We start from the raw sequence: 21783 nt of genomic DNA, 5'->3' as shown, positions 1-21783 counted from the left end.
TCGGGAATAAAAGGTCAAAGCGCCCCGGATCTTGGGGCGCTTTTTTCATTCCACCATTTCTCGTAGACGTTCGACGTCCCGGACGACGACGCATTTTTGCTCGCATGTTACGCCATGCTGTCTGAGCTTGGAAAACGCGCGTGACAGACTTTCGGGTTTCATGCCGAGGTTCGAGGCAAGAATTACCTTGTCAAAAGGCAACTGTACGCTTGTGCCTCCGCCCTGTTTGTCGATCAGCCGGATCAGGAAACTGCACAGCCGTTCGATACCCGTCAAAACCTTCAGTTCTTCGACCTGATGCATCATATCATCAAGGTGATGGGCAGCCGCAGAAAGGATCGCCGACGCGATCTCACGGTCAGCTCCGTTGCAGGAGCAAACAGCAGACAAATCAATGAACAATATCTGACAATCCGAAACGGCCTCGGCATATGACTTCGTGTTTCCACCTCGCAATGCCGAAACTTCATCAAAACTCTGCCCCTCCGACAACACCGCTAACAGCGCCTCGTGGCCGGAAGGCGTGACCCGGAACAGCTTGACCCACCCACGCAGTACGATCTTCAGCGACTCGCATGGTTCATCTTGCAGGCAGATGGTTTGCCCCCGCTCGAAACTGCGTTTCTTCGACCGGGACAAAAGGCATTTACGGACAGAGGGAGACAGCTGATCCAACAGTGGCACTGCGTTCTGGGTATCGTGGCTGAAATCAAACATCGGCTTTCCTGGGGCAGTCAGAGACTCACAGGTAGCGAAAAAAAATCGATCTCAATTTGAGCCAGATCAAATTTTAAGTAACTGTAATGTTTAACAAATTCTTAAATCGGAATATAATTGCCTAACTTTTCGGCTAAATGCAAACAATTCCACAAGGTTTTGTGCCTCTGCCTGATGACCCCGCCGGGTCCGTTTTACCAATTGAATTGGGTTCGATTGATCTGACGTGGAGCGGCAGTTTTGACACTCAGCCATGTCGCCGCGCTAGTTTTCTTCTGACTTTTTCATAGAAGTCAGGAAAATGGCGGACACGATCAGAATGGCACCCAGAATTGCAAGCGGAGTGATGGTCGCACCCAGAAACACGGCAGAGTTGACGAAGGTGAATACGACCGACGCGGCAAACAACAACGTTGCCGTCAGCGTGGAAACCCGTGCGGCGGCCTCATACCACAGGTAATAGGCCAGCGCGGTTGGCAGGATTCCAAGCAGGATCAGGAAGAGCACATCATTGGCGCTGGGAACTTGCAGCGAAAATAACGCCAAGGGCACCAGAAGCACGCCGGAGCACAGGAATATGCCAAACAAGAAATTCAAGCGCTCAGGAGTTGACTGAGATGACCGCATGGCCCGGCTGCTAGAAATAAGGAACACCGCCCAGCTGAGGCCCGCCCCGATTTCCATCAGATCGCCAAACAACGGCTCTCCGCCGCCCTGAAAATCCCGATAAACCGTCAGGAATACGCCGAAGATCGCCAAGGCCGTGGCGAGCACATCCGTACGCCCAACAGATGTGTCGGCAAAGAAATAGAGAAATACCAACACAAAGAACGGAGCCGTGTTTTCCAGCACCATGGCGTTGGCGGCGCCTGTGTGCTCAAGCCCGATGTGAAAAAGGATATAATTCACGACTGTCGCCAGAACGGCCAAGCGAAAGTTCCGGTCACCGAACCGGATCAAGACCGGGGCCTTCATCACCCGAAGCATTCCATAGATGGCCAGTGCCGCGATAAACAGGCGTGTCACGGCGATCTGCAACCCACCCAGATCGCTGGTCAGGTATCGAACGATGACGCTATGCGTGCCCCATAGAAAAGCGGCCAGAAACCCAAGCAGCAGACCATTTTGCAACCAGGTGTGGCCTTTTGCCGGTTCATCCTGCACGGGGCGCTCCTGACCTGTCTTATTTCAGCTGACTGTCCTTGGAGCCGCGCCGGTTGATCCCGGTGCGCGCCTTGAACGCACCGTCTCGTTCCTGTTGGCAATCCAGGCACAACTTAACACCGGGCAAAGCCAGACGGCGCTTTTCAGGAATCGGCTCTTCACATTCGGCACAATGGGTCAGGCTTTCGCCGACAGGACGTTTCTGCGCCTGCATCCGTGCCAGTTCGTCCGAAATGGATGCCTCGATCTGTTCGCTCACCGCGCCGTCGCGCGCCCAGCCACCGGCCATGGGTCCTCTCCTGATTGGGTGAGGAACAGGTTAGACGCGCCGGGGCAATGTTGGCAAGCAGACGCTTTAAAGTGCCACGGCGCCGTCAAAAACCTGGTCGATCGCGACCTGCGTACCACGCGAGAATTCCAGCGGGCACAGATAGTCCTCTCCGTTTCGGGCCGCCCCGCAAAACGCCTCGACCTGCAATTTGTAATGATCGTCTCCTGGAAAGCGTGTGACCTGCACTTCAAGGCCAGGACGATGCAGTTCCACCCTTGCTTCCCCGAATACGCGCGCGTTGAAGGGGGCCGTTAGGCGAATAACGCCCTTTTCGCCGTGAAACACCATTTCCTGATGCGGGTGCATGCGGATTGAGACATAGGCGGAATAGGTAAAATCTGGGAACTGGGCGCGTATCTCGGTGAAGGTGTCGATGCCGTTATCCCAGCGGATCGCGGATTGCACGGTTTCCGGTTCCTGCCCCGTTGCAAACCGCGCGCCACCGATCACGTAAACGCCGATGTCCCGCAGCCCACCGCCGCCAGTTTCGGCGCGATTGCGGATATTCTGCGTTTCGGTGCGATTGTCAAAGCTGAAAGCACCGGTGACATGTACCAGACGCCCGATTGCACCATCCGAGATCAGTTTGCGCGCAAGCTGCCACTGCGGATGATGAACGATCATATAGGCCTCGGCCGCCAGCAACCCTGTTTCATCCCGTTTGGCGATCAGCTGATCAAACTCTTCAGCCCGCATTGTCATGGGCTTTTCACAAAGCACATGCTTGCCCGCCTCCAAGGCCTTCATGCTCCATTCGACATGCAGGTGATTTGGTAACGGAATATAGACAGCCTCGATCGCGGGATCTGACAGAAGGGCACCATAGCTGTCATAGACCGAGAGATCTGGGCAAAAGCTCAGGAAAGGTTCAGCTTTTTTGGAATCAGAAGTGGCCAACCCCGCGAACCGAGCCCCATTGGCCCCATGTATCGCAGGCGTCATGTACTGGCGAGCGAATTTCGAAGCTCCAAGAACACCCCATTGAACCGGTTTTTGCATGAACGCCCCTCCCATAGCCCGTGACGCCGCCTTCGTTAGCGCAAACGCAACCCGGGACTTCTAACAACACTGAACCATCCTGTCATGACCCAAGGCATCGCGCGATTGCAAAAAAACCGGCCCAATCGAGAATTGGACCGGCTTCCGTCAGGTTTAGTCAACAGGCTCAGACCTTGCCCAGCATTCCTTTTTCGCGGGCAAGCTCGCGCATCTTTTTCTGCAGCTTCTCAAAGGCGCGAACCTCAATCTGACGAATACGTTCGCGGCTGACGTTATACTGCGTGCTCAGTTCCTCCAGCGTTACCGGCTGATCCATCAGACGGCGCTGGGTCAGGATGTCCTTTTCACGGTCATTCAGTACGTCCAGAGCAGCCGCCAGCAACTCACGACGTGCTTCCAGCTCGTCCCGAGCCTCATAATCGCCGGCCTGATCGGCGTCTTCATCCTCAAGCCAGTCCTGCCACTGCATCGTGCCTTCGCCGTCGGACCCGACGGTTGCATTCAGCGAGGCATCGCCACCGGACATCCGGCGGTTCATGCTGACCACCTCATCTTCGGTCACGCCCAGATCTTCGGCGATCTTCTTCACGTTTTCCGGTCGCAGATCGCCCTCTTCCAGCGCGCCGATGCGCGCCTTGGCTTTGCGCAAGTTGAAAAACAGCTTTTTCTGCGCCGAGGTTGTGCCGAGTTTGACCATCGACCACGACCGCAGGACATATTCCTGGATCGAGGCGCGAATCCACCACATCGCATAGGTTGCCAGCCGGAATCCTTTCTCCGGGTCGAATTTCTTGACGGCCTGCATCAGGCCTACATTGGCCTCGGAAATCACCTCGGCCTGCGGCAAGCCATAGCCGCGATAGCCCATGGCGATCTTCGCCGCCAGACGCAGGTGCGAGGTGACCATCTTGTGCGCAGCCTCAGTATCCTGTTCTTCGATCCAGCGTTTTGCCAGCATATATTCCTCTTCCGGCTCCAGCAGGGGAAACTTACGGATTTCCTGCATGTAGCGGTTCAGCCCACCCTCGGGTGACGGCGCTGGAAGGTTCGAGTAATTTGCCATATATTTCTGCCCCTTGGACAAATGTTTAAGCCCTTAACATGGGATATGGGTACCAGACCCGATACATTCAAGAGGATCTATTAACAGTCTGAGATTAAGTGCCGTTAAAGAAAAGCTTAGATTGCCGATTTCACAGGTCTTTGCACATTATGTCAACGGCGTTCGCAATTCATCCAGCAGCGTCACCATGTCATCAGGCAGTGGGGATTCGAACCGTAGCATTTCGCCGGTCACGGGATGCTGAAACCCCAGAACCGCCGCGTGTAGCGCTTGCCGCGGAAAGCCCCGAACCGCTTCGGCCGAAGCCTGGCTAAACGCACGGGCGGCCAGTTTGCGTTTGCCGCCATAAACAGGATCTCCGACCAACCCGTGACCGGCATGCGCCATATGCACGCGGATCTGATGAGTTCGACCGGTTTCGAGCCAACATTCGATCAGCGCCAGCGCCCCGGGCGAACCAAATGCCTCCATGACACGGGCACGCGTCACCGCGTGGCGTCCGCCGTGAAACAACACGGCCTGTTTCTGCCGATCCGTCTTGTGCCGCGCCAATTGGGTCGTCAGGCGCATGATGTTGCCCGGTTCGAAGCTGACGCCCTTGATCCCACGCAAACGGGGGTCGTTGGCGTCCGGAACCCCATAACAGATGGCGCGATAATATCTCTCGACGCTATGCGCCTCGAACTGAGCGGCAAGGCCCTGATGAGCCGCGTCCGATTTTGCGACCACCAGCAGCCCGCTTGTATCCTTGTCGATGCGATGCACTATTCCGGGGCGTTTGACCCCGCCCACACCGGACAGATCGTCACCACAATGGTGCAATAGTGCGTTCACCAATGTCCCGCTGGGCGACCCGGGCGCCGGGTGTACAACCATACCTGCCGGTTTGTTCACCACGATCAGATCCGAATCTTCAAAGACGATCTGCAATGGAATATCTTCAGGCCCGATATGGCTGTCTTCGGCTTCGGTCAGCGAAATAACCACCTGCGCGCCTTCGGCAATCCTCGCTTTCGGGTCCGTCGCCACGACGCCATCGACGCTGACAGCGCCATCGGAGACAAGTCGGGCAAGCCGCGTCCGCGACAGGGCCTCACCGTCTGGCACATCCCGCGAAAGCGCCTTATCAAGGCGGGGTGGCGGCGCGGCCGCGATTTGAAACTCAATCAGGCGAGTGCCCATGACTGACCCTTCCGAACCTCTGGAACCGCAGGAAACGCCGCAGCTTAGACTGTTGCGTCGCATGGTCATGTTGCTGACCGCGGTGATGATTGGCGGGGTTCTAGTGACATTCGCTTTGATTGTCATCCGCTTATCGGACCGCACCCCAACCCTGCCCGAGCAAGTCGAATTGCCCGATGGCGCAAAGGCTCAGGCTGTGACCATCGGAACCAATTGGTACGCAGTAGTGACCGACGACAATCGGATTCTGATCTTCGACAAAACGACCGGTCGGCTAAGGCAGGAATACGTCATCGAGTGATGGTGCGCGCCCTAGGTTACCAAGGCATCTGACGGTTCGATCCCGTGCTTCTTGCACATCTCTGCAAGCAACGAACCATCTGGTGGCCTTCCGTCGAATTCGTCAGTCAAAACTTGCCTCAGCCTGGAGGCGTAAAGATGAATTGACTGTATTTCATCCGAGATTTCGATCCAGCCGGGTTCAAAAAACCTCTGCTTTTGACGAGATCGGATCGGGTACAAAACGTCGGCTCTTTCGGATTTCGCGATTTCGCCCGTCTGTGTCAGGAAATGAGCCAACGCGAGGGGACCCAACGTTCCCCATTTCATATACCGGAAATCCAGTGGCAAACCCGAGTTTACGAACGACATTTTCTCTTCTTCATTCCACCAAGGTGGAATCGCCCCTTTTTCGGAAACAAAGTTCTTCAGGCAGTCCAGCGTTGAACTCGATTTCGGCAAGGACAAAACGCCGTTGGGGACCTGGTTTCGTACCTTTGCAAAAAGGTATCCATCTACGGGCCGCAAAGGTTTGAGAGCATAAGCGTCCGTATCGACCCAGAAATGATCCGTCTTCGCCAGAAGCAATATTCGAAAAACATCTGAATGGATCGCCGGGCTACCGATCAGGTGCCTGCGCCCAGCCTTTTGCCGCAGAATTTCGGGTGGGTCGTACACTTCGCGCGCATCCGCGTGGATGACGTAGTCGGGAAGGTTTTCCACCACGTCGTAAGTAAAGAGTGTTACTGGCTGACCAACATCGGCAAAAGACTTCAGACACAGAAGATCCAGAAAGCTCAGCCGTTTGCCAATCCACAAGGAAGCTGGTGTTTTTTGCATGTTCTCGCCGCCCTCTTTCAACCTGCAACATTGCCGCGTGATTTGGCCAAACAACCGCTCGTCAATCGCCGATCATCTGGGTCCAGAGTATGTCGGTGCCCGGCAATGATCGGACTTCCTTCGCAATCCGACGATGCAGGTTACAGCATTCACTATGCAACTCGGCTGTTTCCGGATCGGACATCAGATTGTCGAAACAGCGTTTCTTCTGTTCGGATATTCCATCTATCGAACGTTCTTCGACGTGGTTCAGGTTCATCATGTTCCAGTAGTCCAACCCCATCTCGTTGCCGATATGGTTCGATCGCCCACGCAATTTCTTCACCAGATAGCTTTCGCAGGACTTGAGCGCATAGTGGTTGACCTGGACCAGATCATACCCCACGGAATCCCGCCCCGAGCGCCAGCTTCCATTGAAATACCGCTCGGGCATCAATTGCCCCGACCCATTGTACCAACGACACTCGGCCATAGTTTCGACAGTAGGCTGTTTAGGGCGATGAACGCCCAGCATGTCCCAGTATTCTCTTTTGAACATGGATTTCAAACCCCAAGCCTGGTGGGGTTTGGGAGTGTGCTCCGCCGCTGCTTGGCGAAACTGATCAGACAAGAACTCGTCTTTGTATTCAACGACTCCGCCGTTTCCAAATATCCGCCAGGTCATTGAAATCGTTCGTGCGTCCGGAATGGCATCCGTCAACGCCTTCAATGTGTGGTCACCGGTTTTCACATTGATTTGCTCATCGGCATCGATGACGATGACCCAGTCCTGCGGGCGGGCAACCTCCATTGCAAGAAAGGTACGGAAGGCCCGTCGCTGAGGGCTGGTGCGGCGACGCGGGGAGTTGTTGTCCACATGGATTAGTATTCCGCGGTCGTGCAGTCTTTGCAGCAGCGCGTCCGTACCGTCGGTGCAATCGTTGGTCATGACCACCATTTGATCGACACCTATTGCCTGATTATGCGCCACCCATTCGAGCACAAATGGCCCCTCGTTCTTCATGGGCGTTACGCTGACAAATCGGGGATCCTGTTCTGCCATTTCAGAATGCCTCATTTCCGGCCTTGCTTACGGCCTTGTCTGATTTTTCGAACAGATTAAACACATTGGTCCGGCAAACCAACGGCAATCGCAGCAGGCAGGTGCTTTTCGGCGTCTTGCAGATCGTCAATTCTCAGCTCTTTTCAATTGATTGGCAAAGCGTTTGAATGTCGGGCAAAACTCATTGGCTTTTCGCAGATACGCACGCGCTTTTCCCTTTTTGCCACGGCGCAGGAGCATCTGTCCGGCTGCGCCTTGAATGGCTGCGGTGCCTTCATCCATATCTGCTGCCTGCAAAATCTGGTTTTCGCCCTGTTCGGTTGCGCCAACCCGTTCCAGCAGACGCCCCATTGCAAAAACCAGAAATGGATTCTCGGGATCGCAGGCCAGCGCTTCGGCCATGGTTCGACGTGCGCGTCCGGCGTCGCCCTCAGCTTCGTACATCTCAGCAAGGCGTTTGTGATACAGCGCACTTTCCGGGTTTTCGGCAACGACCTGTCGGGAAATATCGATGGCTTGGGACAGGGAAATCTGCCCCAGCCGCAGTTGAAGAACCGAAGCAAAGCTTTTGTACTGAGGGTCTTCTTGAGAAACGTCCGAAACGCTGTTCAACCCGACCTGCAACGCCGACAGCCGGGGGACGTCGCCCAACAGGCGTCTGGCCCTTTGATCCAACGCCAATTCTGACCAATCCATCAGGACCATGTCAAAGTTGCAGGGCTGGCGCGCGATTACTTTCTGCTGGACCAGATAAAGATTGTTGAACGGCGGAAACCGACGCTGCCGCAAGCTGCGTTGCAGCGCCCAGTCCACAGGCGGAAACAAACGGTACGCGAGTTGATCACGATACAGCATGCGTGATCCCAGCACGACAACATCCGGGCGCAAGGGTTTGGCCCAGAACGCTTTTGCGAATTGCAGGGTGCCGCCCCAGCGCTTTTTCTGCGCCCCCAGAATTGCCCCGCGCAGGGCGCTGAGCACCGCGTGATCCTCGGGCCAAAGATGCGGGTTTTTGAGCCCCTGTCGCGCCAGGGCTTCGCTCTCTTGCCAGTTACCCAGATAGAAGCAGTTCAGTGCCTGAAGCAGCGGTAAAAAGGCGTTATCCGCGCCTGCCTCCAGTATGGGTTTCGCCAGATCATACGCCTCCTGACACCGGTCCTGCGCAACGAGGTACTGAACGGCCTTGGAATAGACATGAGCCGCCTCGGACGTGTTCAAGAAAGCAGCCGGACCCTTTGAGGCGCGTTCAATGACGCGCCCGTTGGCCACCTGCATCTCATCTTCAGTCAGGACGTCGCGAAACACTTTGCGCTGCTGGCCGGAAACGCGCGCGGCGGCCATTGAGAAAGCAGAGATAAACGGGGCAACCACCTGGTCGGCACGTGACATCGTATAGAGTTCCAGAAAATCCCGCTGCGCACGGGTCAGGCCGGATAGATCGGCGATGTCCGACATTTGCATCAGATCGGGAAACCGCTGCTGGAAGCGGGCAATCAGCTCTGGCTGATCGGAAAACATGATCGCCGCCTGCCCCTTGGTCTTGGCCAGATGCGCCTCGTACAGCTCTTCGGGTTCGATCTTGGCAGGCCAGGTCGTATGTTTCCAGGGCAGCCCGTTCAGGATGTCGCCGCGCCGGATGTGATAGGCGGACACCCCCTGCCCCGAAAGTTTGTCATCGGCCCGCTTCATGATCGCGCTGATCCGGTCAGTGAACCCGATCCGATGAATATACTCGCGGTATCGCGGACGGATGGCCTCGATATCCTCCCACGCAAAAGCCAGGACTTCGAAGCCTTCTTCCACCAGAACCGAGCGGCCCGCGGCCAGGTGAACCTTCAGCCGATCGGGCGACGGGTCGCTTTGAAAAGTCCACACCGGCAAGGCGTCCTTGCTGAGTTCGTCGAACGCTTTCTGGTCGAGAAAGTGCCGGTCCATCCAATCTTTCGTGAACAGCTCCTGCGGGTGATCCAGTTCCGGCGCATCCGATCCCTGAGGAAACCAGTTCACCCGGTAATCCGTTCCAAAATCCTCGGCCAGCCGAATGCAGGTGAGCATCATGAGAAGACGAGCACCCATCCGGTCCTTGCGCTGACCGATAAAGACGCCCGCTTTGGCCGTCATTGCGGCTTTGCGGCAGTTTCGGCCGCTCGCTGACGGCGCAACGCCTGAAATCTCTTGCGTGCCATACCAACAAGCTTCGGATGCCGTTCCCCACCGACCGCTTCCAGACCGCGCATATACATGGGCAACGTACGCCGGGTGCGCATCATCCGGTAGTACTCGGTTTTTTCCAACGTTCCATGCATCGCGCCCAGCATAACCGGTTTTAGCAGGTTGAGTTTCCGCAGCATCGGGGCGGCGAAATGGTTGGATGTCCAGGTTTTAAGAAGTGTCGTGTTCGGCGCCTCAAAGCGGGCGGCATGTTTGCGGTCCAGATCAAAAAAGGGATCGTAGAACACGTACGCCCGGCGTGCAGAACCGACCGCTTCGGCCGCATCGCTCAGCGGCAAGTCCCAGTCTTGGACCTGGCCAAAACGGTAACGGGTTTCCCAGGGAACCAGCCGCGTATCCAGTGTTGTCTGCGGATTGAAGGCGATCACGACCGATCCCGGCGCAATCGCCGAAAAGGCAAGCGCACCAAAGCCTCCCATCGAAGCCCCGGCAAAGACGACCTGATCGAAGCCTTCAAAAAAACCCTCGGCGGCCTTGGCCTGAAGGTAAGTTATGATTTCCGGGTCCCGGTACCAGGCCTTGGTTCGTGCGACAACGCCCAAATGAGACCAACCGATGTCCCGAAAGAACTTCCACCCCCAGGGTTCGCGGGCAAAGGACAGGTCGTTGACGTTGGCGATGTTGTCGAAACTGACCACGAGACGGGTCTTGTCCCGCTGATGGTACAGGACCGCGTGACGATCCAGCTTTTGCAGGAAACCGGATCCGTTGCCGCCGGGGTACAGCTCGACAAACCACGGCGGCGCCGGGTCCGTTAGGATACGTTCGTACCCTGTCTTGCGGTCGGGGTGCTCGGGCTGGAGCTGATCTTTGGTAAGGTCGTCGTCTGCCATTGCTCTCAAACAAGATTATCCGCAAGCCACGAACGGAATTCCACCCAGTCCGGACGCATTTTGATTTCCGAAACCTTGCTGCGGTGCCATTCGCAAGCTTGCGCGTGAAGACGCCCAAGTTCAGGGTCTGCCTTCAATTCGGCCAAAAAGGGCGCTGCACGCTCTGCCACAGGTAGGATCGACCGGTCTTCCTCTTTGTTGGCATTCATGTCCAGCCAGTAGGCCTGCCCCTGATCCACCTTGATGTGGTTGGTTCGCCCCCGATCGCGCTTGATCAGAAAACCATCCAACGACCGCACGGAATAGTGATGAAGACGGCCAAAAGAATGGTCAAATCCACGCCAGGCCCGCCACCCAACGTCTTTGGCAGGGAACAGATTACCCCCGGCGTCGGACCAGGCGACTTCGTGTTCCTTGCCCTCTTCCATACCTTTCGGTCGGTGGGGGCCGTAGCGGGTGAATTTACCATTGTTCCGGAACAGTGTTTTTAAACCAAAGGCACGCCCTGAGTGATGCGGAAACTCCAGGTCAGCCATGGAAAACAGTTGCGTCACCGGCTTGTCCTCAAGGCTGATGTTGCCGGAGCTACCGAACAATTTCCATGCGAAGGAAATTGCATCGACAGGCTGCCCTGCCTTGCCCTCAACTGCATCAATCAGCGCCGCAAAGCTATTGTCGCCGCAACGAATATTCCAGAATTCGTCCACGTCCATGCACATCAGCCAGTCGGCCTCTTTGACCTTCAGGTGGCGCCGGGCGCGCCTCAGCATCTGGTGCTGCGGATTGCCCCCCTCGGCGACCGCATTGTCGACAAAAGAGACCAGACCCATCGCCTCGAGCCTTCGGGCGATGTCATCGGTTCCGTCCTCACAATCGTTCGTGAAGATCACAAAGTGGTCGACACCCAACGAACGATGGTAGGCCACCCATTCCAGCATGTAGGGGCCTTCATTCTTCATCGTTGTGAATACGGTGATGGTCTGGGGCATTTATGCTGTTCCGGAAACTGCTTTACTCCCTTTCTTACACAACCCCACGGGCGGCGGCGAGCGGGGATTTCCACGCCGCGCTCAACTGATGCACAGCTACACCCGATTGAGTTCTCAGTGCGCAAAAACCGGTGTTGCACCTGACAGGTCCGGTGCGATCCGGATCATTTGCGACAACTTCATCGGCTGATCATTTTCCCGCTTCGAAATGAACTCGGCCGGGACAATGGTTGCCGCCGCCAGGGCCTCCGCCAGCGGGACACCGACGGCTTCGGTCAGAACCCGGACTGCAGTTGTCAGATCAAGATCGGCCCCTGCCAGGGTTCCGTCCTGCAAGGTCAGCCGACCGCCTTCGCGCCGGATCAGGCGGCCTTCCAGCCGGAATTCACTTTGGGTCGTTCCGGCAACAGCCATTGCGTCGCTGACCAGAAAGATCCGACCGGGCCCTCGTTTCGCTGCCCAGGCCGAGCGCATGGTTTCGGGATGAACATGGACGGCATCCGCGATCAGGCCTGCTGACAACTGGCCACAGGACAGTGCCGCACCGACCAACCCCGGCTCGCGACTGCCAAGTTGGCTCATGGCGTTGAACAGATGGGTCGTGCCACGCGCTCCTGCCTGCGCATAGGCCATGCAAGTGTCGAAGGTCGCATCCGTATGACCCAATGACACGATCACCCCTGCGCGCGCCAGCGTCTCTACCTGTTCCACGGCTACGTTTTCCGGCGCCAGAGTGACCATGAGCGCCGGCAGCACCTGCGCGGCCATCAGAATCTGGGCCAGATCCGCCTCTTCCATAGGTCGGATAAGCGCCGCGTCATGCGCCCCTTTGCGGCGCTCGGACAGGTGCGGGCCTTCCAAATGAAGTCCAGCGATGCCGGATACTTCCGCGTTGACAGCATCGATTGCAGCGTTGATCGCAGCACGAGTCTTTTCCGTCGTATCCGTGATCAAGGTCGGCAGGATCGAGGTTGCGCCCAGCGCACGATGCGCCGACGCTATGCGCGTCAAAGTTTGAACCGAGGGGTCGTCATTGAACATGACACCACCGCCCCCATTCACCTGCAAATCGACGTAGCCGGGGCTCAGGATATCTCCGAACAGGTTTTCGACCACCTCATCCGCAGCAATCTCCGTTTCGGGAACCAGCGCCTGAAGCAATCCATCCCTGAACCGCGCGGCAAATCCGGTACGCAACGTCTTGCCGTCAAAGATTGGTCCGCCGGTGAAGGTTACAGACTGCGCGCTCATACCGTTTCAGTCACTTTTTTCAGGTGTCGCGGTGTATCCGGATTGATCCCGCGTTGCGTTGCCACTGTTTCGACCATGCCGTAAAAGGATGCAATGGCTGTAACCGGGTCCGTCATCCAATGGGGCGTACGGACATGCGGCAAAGGTGTTGCCTGCTGCACCCGATCGGTCGTCGCGAACACCTGCGCGCCCTTGGCGGCCAGAGCGTCAGCAACTTCGGCAATATTGGCCTCGGCCGCGTCACCGGATGAGAAGGCGAGCACCGGAAAACCCTGATCGACAATCGAGACCGGGCCGTGCAGCACTTCGGCCGAGGAATAGCTCTCGGCGTGAATTTGACAAGTTTCCTTGAACTTCAGCGCCGCTTCATTGGATATCGCCCAGGAAGTGCCGCGCCCCAGCGTAAACAGTGACTGACCACTGACGGCTTCGACAATCGGACTCCAATCGCATGCGATCGCCTCTTCCAAAACTTCAGGCAGACTGCGGATCGATGCCAACAGGGACTCATCACGTTTGATTTCTGCAAGAAGCCAAATGCCGGTAACCAGTGAAGTTACAAATGTCTTGGTCGCAGCCACGCTAAGTTCAGGTCCGGCATGGATGGGCAAGGCGGAGGTCGACACCTCGGCCAAGGCGGAACCGGTGTTGTTTGTGATGGCGACGGAATAAGCACCCCCATCCGTCAGCGACTTCGTAAGCTGCACGATATCCGGGCTCTGCCCGGATTGCGAAACTGCGATGCACAACGCTCCGTCACAGCGCATGTCCACGCCGTAGATCGACTTTACCGAAGGCCCGACCGACGCCATCGGCAGACCAAAGAGCAACTCGGACACGTATTTCAGATAGCTGCAGGCGTGATCGGATGAACCTCGCGCGACGGAAATCAAAAAGCGCGGATCGCGCGCCCTGATTTCCCCGGCAGCCTTGGCAATGGCGCCCGCATCGTTGCTAAGCAAGCGGTCCACGGCGCAGGGGATTTCGTTGATTTCCTTGCGCATTTGGGTGGTTTCGCTGGACATGGTCCGAACCTTTCAGTTTGACAGGCGCAGCTCGGCCACGAAATCGTAGGCTTCGCCGTGATAGATTGATCGGGTCAGCTCCGCGACCCGCCCGCTTTCGAGGTATGACGTGCGCTGGATGCGCAACCCCGCCGTGCCTTCCGCGCAGTCAAGAAGCTGGGCTTCGGTTTCTCCAAGATTGATGGCTGATATCTTCTGAATTGCCCGAACCGGACGATGCCCCAACTCTTCGAGCACGGCATAGAGTGACCCTGACACCTCGGTCGGGTTGGGCAGAATGTCGAGCGGCAAAGCCGCGCGCTCCAACGCCATGGGGCGGCCGCCCGCTTCGCGTAGCCGGTGGATACGGGCAACCTGCTCACCCGCCGACAGACCCAATGCCATCATCTCTTCCGGCGAGGGTAGGAAAATCCCACGTTCCAGCCAGGTAGACGTGGTTTTGAGACCGCGCCGCTCCATGTCCTCGGTAAAGGACGTCAGATGTGACAGGGACTGTTCGACCCGCGCAACGGGCTCGCGCACGAATGACCCCGACCCCTGACGCTGTTCGATCGCACCCTTGCGAACCAGCTCCTGAATGGCTTTCCTCACGGTGACACGAGACAGATCGGTCAGCTCAGCGATTTCGCGTTCGGGCGGCAAAGAACTGTTGGGGGGCAGGATACCGTCCTCGATCCCCTGCTCAAGCCGCTGACGCAGTTGCACATAGCGGGGACCAGCGGTCCGGCCCAGCCAACCTTCGGGACGCAGAAAATCAGCAACGCTCATTTTCGATCTCCTCTTGAAATTCACGTGCCAGCGCCAATGCCCCGGCCATTGGGTCGCCAATTGGTTCAGCCAGATCCAATTGCATGTCTGCAGGCAAATATGGCGCGTGATGAGGGCCAATCCCGCCCGTCAGGCAAACCGGTATTCCGGGCACCCACCCCATTCTTATCATCCGATCAGACAGATACTCGGCCGCGTCCCGCATGATTGATATGGCAACCAAGTCCCCCTTCTTGGCGAATTCGGTCACGACCGGAGCCATTTCGCCAAATTCCGTTGGCGACATGCTTGCAGCCACCCGTACAACCTCTGCTGCCCCATCGAGCCGCCGCAGCAGGTCCTCCACCATTTCAGACTGTTCCGTCAGCCCGTCCACCCGCTCCAGCGCCTTCGACAATGCCAGCCGCCCGACCCATTGGGCCGACGCCTGATCTCCCAGAACAGGACCCCACCCACCGGCAAAGCGCATTTCGCCAGCGCGCTGCGCCGCTATGAAAGAACCGGTTCCGCAATGGGCGACAAATCCGTCCATCGGACCCAACGCCCCGCGCAACGCCGACGCCCTGTCATCCGCGATACGAACTCGTTTCAAAGGGAGCGCTGCGACAAGCCGATTGGCCAATGCATCGCCGGTTATCCCGGCCAGCCCCAGATAGGCAGGCGCTTCGGCAAGCTTGCCCACCCTGATCCCAACGCGCGCCGCCAGCATATCCAATCCGCGGATCAACTCGGCGCATGCCGCATCGAAATCGGTGGAAACATTTGCCGCTCCGACCTCAATCTGCTGCGTCTCGTCACCGTCAGTCAGGGCGATACGACACCGCGTTCCACCGCCATCGACAGCCAGACAAATGTTTTCCAGGAAATTAGCCATGGAAGGACCTTTATAATACCTTTCGAAAATTTAGAAGACCTAAATATAACCAAACCCCAAAAAAGCAGCCGAAATGGGCGTGATATTTGCGATTTCAACAAAATGGTAGACTAATGGTATCTAAAAGGTATGATGCCAGAAACCTAGGGAGGGAGAATCACGTGCTCACACCAGTGACGGAGCAGCTGCATCAGGACGCGATCGGACTGGACACCCGACCCCTGACCGATGTCGCCGCACTGCTTGGGCAATCACAGGCCGAGGCAGCCAAGGCACCTCTAGGCGCGACTGATCAAATCAGCTCGGGCGCAAAATCCATGGCCAAAACAATCCGGTCTGGTGGCGTGTTGCGCTATCTGGCGGCTGGATCCTCGGGCTTGATGGCGGCGTCGGACGCGCTGGAACTTGGGGGAACGTTCTCGATCCCGACTGAACAAATTCGCATCCACATGGCGGGCGGACTGCCCACAGGCACTGAAATGCCCGGCGATTCCGAGGATGCCACAAACACGCTGGAGGCGGAACTGGCCTGCATTTCCCCCGTTGACACGATCATCGCCGTCTCGGCCAGCGGGACAACGCCCTACACTGTCGCCGCGGCCAAGATTGCCCGGACCCTGGGTTCAACCGTCATCGGAATTGCCAACAATGCCGGATCAACATTGCTGCAACTGGCCGACCACGCGATCCTGTTGCCCACACCGCCCGAGCTTGTTTCGGGTTCCACCCGCATGGGGGCCGGTACTGCCCAAAAAATTGCGCTGAACATGCTCTCGACCCTCATGGCGGTGGAACTCGGCCACATTCAGGACGGCATGATGATCAACCTGAAGGCGGACAACGACAAACTGCGCGCGCGCGCAAATGGGATTGTGTGTCGCCTGACTGGCGTTACGCCCGAACGCGCGGAGTCCGCTTTGACCGAGGCAGACGGCAACCTGAAATGCGCCGCCCTTTTGGCCGCGGGCGCCGCGTCATTGGAAGCTGCGCGGGCCATGCTGCTTGAGACAAGCGACCACCTTCGCCCCGCGTTGGCGCGATTGAACGACAACAACGAAACTATCAACCTGGGAGAAACCAAATGACACGCAAAGTTCTAAGTCTGGCCTTTCTGGGCACCGCGCTCGTCGCCAGCGGCGCCTACGCGCAAGACGCTACGCTGACCATCGAAAGCTGGCGGAATGACGATCTGGCCCTGTGGCAGGAAAAGATCATTCCGGCGTTCGAGGCAAAGCATCCAGGCATCAAGGTGATCTTTGCCCCGTCGGCACCTGCGGAATACAACGCCGTACTGAACTCCAAGCTTGATGCCGGATCAGCGGGTGACTTGATTACCTGCCGCCCATTCGACGCGTCGCTGGCGCTGTTTGAGGCGGGTCACCTGACCGACCTGTCCGACCTCGAAGCCATGAGCAACTTCTCGGATGTCGCCAAGTCCGCATGGCAGACCGACGATGCCGCGGCCACGTTCTGCGTTCCGATGGCCTCGGTGATCCATGGGTTCATTTACAACAAGGACGCGTTCAACGAATTGGGTATCGAGGTCCCCACGACCGAGGACGAGTTTTTTGCCGCGCTGGACAAGATCAGGGAAGACGGCACGTATATCCCCATGGCGATGGGCACCAACGACCAATGGGAAGCCGCCACGATGGGCTACAATAACATCGGCCCGAACTACTGGAAGGGTGAGGAAGGCCGATTGGCGCTGATCAAAGGCGAGCAAAAGCTGACCGACCCCCAGTGGGTTGCGCCCTATGCAACACTGGCCAAATGGGGTCCTTACCTGGGTGACGGATACGAGGCACAGACCTATCCGGATAGCCAGAATCTGTTTACTCTGGGTCGCGCTGCGATCTATCCAGCGGGCAGCTGGGAAATCGCGGGTTTCAACACTCAGGCAGATTTCGAAATGGGCGCATTCAAACCGCCGGTACAGAATGCCGGCGACACCTGCTACATCTCGGACCACACGGATATCGGCATCGGTATGAATGCCGCCAGCAAAAACCAGGAGGCCGCGCGTACCTTCCTGGCTTGGGTCGCCAGTCCGGAATTTGCCAACATCTTTGGCAACGCCCTGCCCGGCTTCTTTCCTCTGTCCAGCGCACCTGTGGAACTGGAAGATCCGCTAGCAAAAGAAATCGTTGGCTGGCGAGATGAGTGCGAAAGCACGATCCGCTCGACCTACCAGATCCTGTCGCGTGGCACACCGAACCTTGAAAACGAGACCTGGGGCGCATCCGTCGCCGCGATCAAGGGTGCCGATACACCAGAAGCGTTAGGTCAGAAGCTGCAGGAAGGTCTGGCCAGCTGGTATGCGCCGCATCAATAAAACCTGACGGTTGACACTTCCGGACGCGCCCGCTGCGTCGCGTCCGGCATCTTTTCCGGAGTTCCCGCATGCAAACCCGCCGCATCAGATGGCACATTGCCGTATTCCTTGCACCTGCGGTGCTGGTCTACACGACGGTAATGATCTTCCCATTGTTCAACACGCTGCGTCTTGCGCTGTTCACCGAGGTTGATCAGACCCGCGTCTATGTCGGGTTGCAGAATTTCCGCACACTGTTTTTTGACCCGCTCTGGTCCGAGCAATTCTGGAACGCACTGGGCAATAATTTCTGGTTCTTCCTCATTCACATGCTGGTGCAAAACCCTATCGGCATCGCCCTGGCCGCGATCCTGTCTCATCCCCGCCTGCGCTTTGCCGCGCTCTATCGATCGGCGATCTTCATCCCGACAATTCTCAGCTTTGTGATCGTGGGCTTCGCCTGGAAGCTGATCCTTTCGCCACTCTGGGGTATTGCGCCGTCGATGCTGGATGCCATTGGCTTGAAGTCCCTCTTCGCCCCTTGGCTGGGCAAGGAAGAATACGCGCTGACAACCCTCGCGCTGGTCTCGGTCTGGCAATTCGTCGGCATCCCGATGATGCTGATCTATGCCGCCCTTCTTTCGATCCCCGAAGAGATTCTGGAGGCCGGGGAGATTGATGGCATCACCGGCGCTTCGGCCTTCTGGAAGATCAAACTGCCGCTGATCCTGCCTTCGATCGGCATCATTTCAATCCTGACATTCGTTGGAAATTTCAACGCGTTCGACCTGATCTATGTGTCTCAGGGTGCGTTGGCGGGGCCTGATTTCTCAACCGATATTCTGGGCACCTTCATGTACCGCACCTTCTTTGGCTTCCAGTTGCAGCTGGGTGATCCGCATATGGGATCGGCCATCGCGGGCGCCATGTTCGCAATCATCCTTGTTGGTGTGTGTATCTATTTGTTCGGCATCCAGACCCGGATGCGCCGGTATCAGCTGTAAGGGTTTGGACATGAACAAAGCACGCTCAAACCCACTAAATACCGCCCCGATGCATGGCGCACTGATCCTCTACACGCTGATTGCCCTGTTTCCGGTCTTTGTGATCATCATCAACAGCTTCAAGTCCCGTCGCGCCATTTTTCGCGAGCCTCTCGCCCTGCCCGACGCCGAAAGCTTTTCTCTGATCGGCTACCAGACTGTTATGAAACAGGGGGATTTCTTCCTCTACTTCCAGAATTCGCTGATCGTCACCGTGGCATCGCTGGCCTTCATCCTGTTGTTCGGGGCGATGGCCGCCTTCGCGCTCAGCGAATACCGGTTCAAGGGCAACATGCTGATGGGCCTTTATCTGGCCCTTGGCATCATGATTCCGATCCGCATCGGCACCGTCGCCATATTGGAGATGATGGTCGCCACCGGGCTGGTGAACACACTCTGGGCACTGATCCTCGTCTACACGGCGCAGGGATTGCCACTGGCGGTGTTCATCCTGTCCGAGTTCATGCGGCAGGTGTCCGATGATCTGAAAAACGCCGGGCGCGTGGATGGTCTTTCGGAATACACGATCTTCTTCCGGCTGGTCCTGCCGCTGGTCCGCCCTGCCATGGCCACTGTCGCCGTATTCAACATGATCCCGATCTGGAATGACCTCTGGTTCCCGCTGATCCTGGCGCCATCGGAAGAAACCAAAACCCTGACGCTGGGCAGCCAAGTCTTCATCGGCCAGTTCGTCACCGACTGGAACGCGGTTCTGTCGGCCCTCAGCATGGCGATCCTGCCGGTACTGGTTCTCTATGTCATCTTCTCGCGCCAGCTGATCCGCGGCATCACATCAGGAGCTGTCAAATGACACGTGTCATCATTGCAGGCCTCGGCAATATGGGCCTCAGCCACGCGCTGGCTCTTCACAACAACCCGAAAGCCGAGGTCGTCGGGCTGGTCAATCGGTCTGCTGTCGACTTGCCGCCCGAGCTGCAGGCGTATCCATTTTTCAAGACATTCGAGGAAGGCCTTCAAACCAAACCCGATCTGGTGGTTGTTGCGACCTACTCCGACAGCCATGCTGATTATGCCTGCGCTGCGATGGACGCTGGCGCGCATGTCTTCGTGGAAAAGCCACTGGCAACCACCGCAGCTGATGCCCGGCGCGTCGTGACGAAAGCCATTGAGACAAACCGAAAACTGGTTGTCGGTTACATCCTGCGCCATCATCCCTCCTGGATGCGCCTAATCGCCGAAGCGCGCGGCCTTGGTGGGCCTTATGTCTTCCGCCTGAACCTCAACCAACAAAGCGGCGGGCCTGAGTGGGAGACACATAAGGCACTGATGCAGACCACCTCACCCATCGTCGATTGCGGCGTGCATTATGTCGACGTGATGTGCCAGATCACCGACTCCGACCCTGTGCGCGTGCATGGTATGGGCCTGCGACTGAGCGACGAGATTGCCCCGGACATGTATAACTATGGCCAGTTTCAGGTGGTGTTCGAGGACGGCTCGGTCGGCTGGTACGAAGCAGGCTGGGGGCCAATGATGTCGGAAACCGCATTCTTCGTGAAAGATATCGTGTCGCCCAACGGATCGGTCTCGATCACAGACGCCAACAAGGGCGCGTCGGCGGATATTGACGGCCACACCAAGGTCGGCGGCCTTCTGGTCCATCGTCCCGACGGCGATCAGTTGATCGACATGCCCGACGAACCCGGCCACCAGGCGCTTTGCGACGCCGAGCAGGCCTACATGCTGCGCGCCATCGCTGAGGATATCGACCTGACCCGCCACATGAACGACGCCGTCCAATCCCTTGCCATCTGTCTGGCCGCGGATGAAAGCATCCGCACGGGCCAACCCATTTCGCTGAAAGAGGCAAAGCAATGACCGCCCTGACGCTGCAAAACGTAAACAAGTCCTTCGGCAACGTGAAGGTCCTGAAGGACATCAACATTGAAGTGGATGAAGGCGAATTCGTCGTCTTCGTCGGCCCCTCGGGATGCGGAAAGTCCACCCTGCTTCGGGTCATCGCCGGGCTGGAAGATGTCACATCCGGCGAGGTCCGCATCGGTGGCGAGCTGATGAACCTCACCCCGCCTTCAAAGCGCGGAATCGCGATGGTCTTTCAAAGCTATGCGCTCTACCCCCACTTGAACGTGCGAAAGAACATGTCGCTGGCGCTCAAGCAGGAAGGTCAGAGCAAACAGGTGATCGATGAACGCGTCTCCAAGGCCAGCAAGATGCTGAATCTTGAGCCGTATATCGAGCGCTATCCATCCGAGCTGTCCGGTGGTCAGCGTCAGCGCGTCGCCATCGGCCGCGCCATTGTGCGCGAACCCAAATTGTTTCTTTTTGACGAGCCGCTGTCCAATCTCGACGCTGCCTTGCGCATGAACACAAGGCTAGAGATCGCTAACCTGCACCAGCAACTCGATGCGTCCATGATCTACGTGACGCATGACCAGACCGAAGCGATGACCTTGGCTGACAAGATTGTCGTACTACGCGACGGTCGCGTCGAACAGGTTGGCAGCCCGATGGAGCTTTATAACAATCCGGCCAATCAGTTTGTCGCCGGTTTCCTCGGTGCACCCTCAATGAACTTCTTCCCCGCCAGCTTGATTGGTGAAAGTGCTGAAATCACGACGGGCATCCGTCCCGAAGATTTGTATCTGGAAGATGACGGTCCCATTTCGGCCAACGTCACCCACGTAGAACATCTGGGCGGAGACACCAACGTCATTGCAATGGTTCAGGATCACCAGATTACGGCCCGCCTTTTCGGGCAGCATCAGGTAAACGCAGGCCAACCCATTCGATTTGGCTATGCCCCAGACCGCACCTATCGTTTTGATCCGCAGGGCGCGCGCCTAAGCTAGACGCAG

The 21783-nt window shown here is 57.4% G+C and carries 22 protein-coding genes; 7 read left to right on the top strand and 15 right to left on the bottom strand.

From position 1 onward, the window contains the following. Positions 1-45 precede the first annotated feature (45 nt). The 6 genes from AC2TDJ_RS02965 to AC2TDJ_RS02940 all read right to left on the bottom strand — a co-directional run bounded on the left by AC2TDJ_RS02965 (position 46) and on the right by AC2TDJ_RS02940 (position 5456). Entirely contained in the window at positions 46-717 is a 672-nt protein-coding gene (locus tag AC2TDJ_RS02965; RefSeq protein WP_480839081.1) for a Crp/Fnr family transcriptional regulator, read from the bottom strand. A 264-nt stretch (positions 718-981) separates the two neighbouring features. Next, a complete protein-coding gene (locus tag AC2TDJ_RS02960; protein WP_480839079.1) occupies positions 982-1881 on the bottom strand; it encodes a DMT family transporter in 900 nt (299 codons plus the stop codon). Between the two features lie 19 nt (positions 1882-1900). Beyond that, positions 1901-2170, bottom strand: coding sequence for a DksA/TraR family C4-type zinc finger protein (locus AC2TDJ_RS02955; RefSeq protein WP_480839077.1), 270 nt, complete (start codon positions 2168-2170; stop codon positions 1901-1903). Positions 2171-2236: 66 nt separating this feature from the next. Further along, positions 2237-3211: a Gfo/Idh/MocA family protein gene (locus tag AC2TDJ_RS02950; RefSeq protein ID WP_480839075.1), complete on the bottom strand. Its 975-nt coding sequence runs from the start codon at positions 3209-3211 to the stop codon at positions 2237-2239. A gap of 166 nt (positions 3212-3377) precedes the next feature. Continuing rightward, complete coding sequence (gene rpoH / locus AC2TDJ_RS02945) at positions 3378-4274, bottom strand: RNA polymerase sigma factor RpoH (protein WP_480839073.1); 897 nt, start codon at positions 4272-4274, stop codon at positions 3378-3380. A gap of 147 nt (positions 4275-4421) precedes the next feature. Next, positions 4422-5456 carry an RluA family pseudouridine synthase gene (locus AC2TDJ_RS02940; protein WP_480839071.1) on the bottom strand — a complete coding sequence of 345 codons (1035 nt, stop codon included), beginning with the start codon at positions 5454-5456 and terminating at the stop codon, positions 4422-4424. Between AC2TDJ_RS02940 and AC2TDJ_RS02935 the strand changes: the two genes are divergently transcribed. After that, positions 5455-5757: a DUF6476 family protein gene (locus tag AC2TDJ_RS02935; protein ID WP_480839069.1), complete on the top strand. Its 303-nt coding sequence runs from the start codon at positions 5455-5457 to the stop codon at positions 5755-5757. The two genes, AC2TDJ_RS02940 and AC2TDJ_RS02935, sit on opposite strands and share 2 nt — an antisense overlap. Positions 5758-5768: 11 nt before the next feature. Here the strand turns inward: AC2TDJ_RS02935 and AC2TDJ_RS02930 are convergent, their stop codons facing one another. The 9 genes from AC2TDJ_RS02930 to AC2TDJ_RS02890 form a co-directional block, all read right to left on the bottom strand. After that, positions 5769-6575 (bottom strand): hypothetical protein, encoded by an 807-nt coding sequence (locus AC2TDJ_RS02930; RefSeq protein WP_480839067.1) that lies wholly within the window; start codon positions 6573-6575, stop codon positions 5769-5771. Between the two features lie 61 nt (positions 6576-6636). Next, positions 6637-7617: a glycosyltransferase family 2 protein gene (locus tag AC2TDJ_RS02925; protein ID WP_480839065.1), complete on the bottom strand. Its 981-nt coding sequence runs from the start codon at positions 7615-7617 to the stop codon at positions 6637-6639. Between the two features lie 126 nt (positions 7618-7743). Then, positions 7744-9738 (bottom strand): hypothetical protein, encoded by a 1995-nt coding sequence (locus AC2TDJ_RS02920; RefSeq protein ID WP_480839063.1) that lies wholly within the window; start codon positions 9736-9738, stop codon positions 7744-7746. Then, complete coding sequence (locus AC2TDJ_RS02915; protein ID WP_480839061.1) at positions 9735-10682, bottom strand: hypothetical protein; 948 nt, start codon at positions 10680-10682, stop codon at positions 9735-9737. The genes AC2TDJ_RS02920 and AC2TDJ_RS02915 overlap by 4 nt, the downstream gene beginning before the upstream one ends. Before the next feature lie 5 nt (positions 10683-10687). Beyond that, positions 10688-11671, bottom strand: coding sequence for a glycosyltransferase family 2 protein (locus AC2TDJ_RS02910; RefSeq protein WP_480839059.1), 984 nt, complete (start codon positions 11669-11671; stop codon positions 10688-10690). A 114-nt stretch (positions 11672-11785) separates the two neighbouring features. Further along, the gene (gene nagA / locus AC2TDJ_RS02905; RefSeq protein WP_480839058.1) at positions 11786-12922 is read right to left on the bottom strand and encodes an N-acetylglucosamine-6-phosphate deacetylase; all 1137 of its coding nucleotides are present in this window, start codon (positions 12920-12922) and stop codon (positions 11786-11788) included. Then, positions 12919-13947 (bottom strand): SIS domain-containing protein, encoded by a 1029-nt coding sequence (locus AC2TDJ_RS02900; protein WP_480839056.1) that lies wholly within the window; start codon positions 13945-13947, stop codon positions 12919-12921. Before AC2TDJ_RS02900 ends, nagA begins: the two co-directional genes overlap by 4 nt. 12 nt (positions 13948-13959) lie before the next feature. Further along, on the bottom strand, positions 13960-14715 hold the full coding sequence (locus AC2TDJ_RS02895; protein ID WP_480839054.1) for a GntR family transcriptional regulator: 756 nt from the start codon (positions 14713-14715) through the stop codon (positions 13960-13962). Then, positions 14702-15589: a glucosamine kinase nucleotide-binding domain-containing protein gene (locus tag AC2TDJ_RS02890; protein WP_480839052.1), complete on the bottom strand. Its 888-nt coding sequence runs from the start codon at positions 15587-15589 to the stop codon at positions 14702-14704. The genes AC2TDJ_RS02895 and AC2TDJ_RS02890 overlap by 14 nt, the downstream gene beginning before the upstream one ends. A 161-nt stretch (positions 15590-15750) precedes the next feature. Here AC2TDJ_RS02890 and AC2TDJ_RS02885 point away from each other — a divergent pair, with 161 nt between their 5' ends. The 6 genes from AC2TDJ_RS02885 to AC2TDJ_RS02860 all read left to right on the top strand — a co-directional run bounded on the left by AC2TDJ_RS02885 (position 15751) and on the right by AC2TDJ_RS02860 (position 21777). Then, on the top strand, positions 15751-16674 hold the full coding sequence (locus AC2TDJ_RS02885; RefSeq protein ID WP_480839050.1) for an N-acetylmuramic acid 6-phosphate etherase: 924 nt from the start codon (positions 15751-15753) through the stop codon (positions 16672-16674). Next, complete coding sequence (locus tag AC2TDJ_RS02880; protein WP_480839048.1) at positions 16671-17924, top strand: ABC transporter substrate-binding protein; 1254 nt, start codon at positions 16671-16673, stop codon at positions 17922-17924. The genes AC2TDJ_RS02885 and AC2TDJ_RS02880 overlap by 4 nt, the downstream gene beginning before the upstream one ends. Positions 17925-17992: 68 nt before the next feature. Continuing rightward, complete coding sequence (locus AC2TDJ_RS02875) at positions 17993-18907, top strand: carbohydrate ABC transporter permease (protein WP_480839046.1); 915 nt, start codon at positions 17993-17995, stop codon at positions 18905-18907. A 10-nt stretch (positions 18908-18917) separates the two neighbouring features. Continuing rightward, positions 18918-19757: a carbohydrate ABC transporter permease gene (locus AC2TDJ_RS02870; RefSeq protein ID WP_480839044.1), complete on the top strand. Its 840-nt coding sequence runs from the start codon at positions 18918-18920 to the stop codon at positions 19755-19757. Next, positions 19754-20785, top strand: a complete 1032-nt coding sequence (locus AC2TDJ_RS02865) for a Gfo/Idh/MocA family protein (RefSeq protein ID WP_480839042.1) — start codon at positions 19754-19756, stop codon at positions 20783-20785. Before AC2TDJ_RS02870 ends, AC2TDJ_RS02865 begins: the two co-directional genes overlap by 4 nt. Further along, positions 20782-21777: an ABC transporter ATP-binding protein gene (locus tag AC2TDJ_RS02860; protein WP_480839040.1), complete on the top strand. Its 996-nt coding sequence runs from the start codon at positions 20782-20784 to the stop codon at positions 21775-21777. The genes AC2TDJ_RS02865 and AC2TDJ_RS02860 overlap by 4 nt, the downstream gene beginning before the upstream one ends. Positions 21778-21783: the final 6 nt, after the last annotated feature.

The organism is Ruegeria sp. HKCCD6647-2 (genome assembly GCF_057221075.1).
Note: the sequence above shows the minus strand (reverse complement) of the source record. Positions and strands in the feature narration are given on the sequence as shown.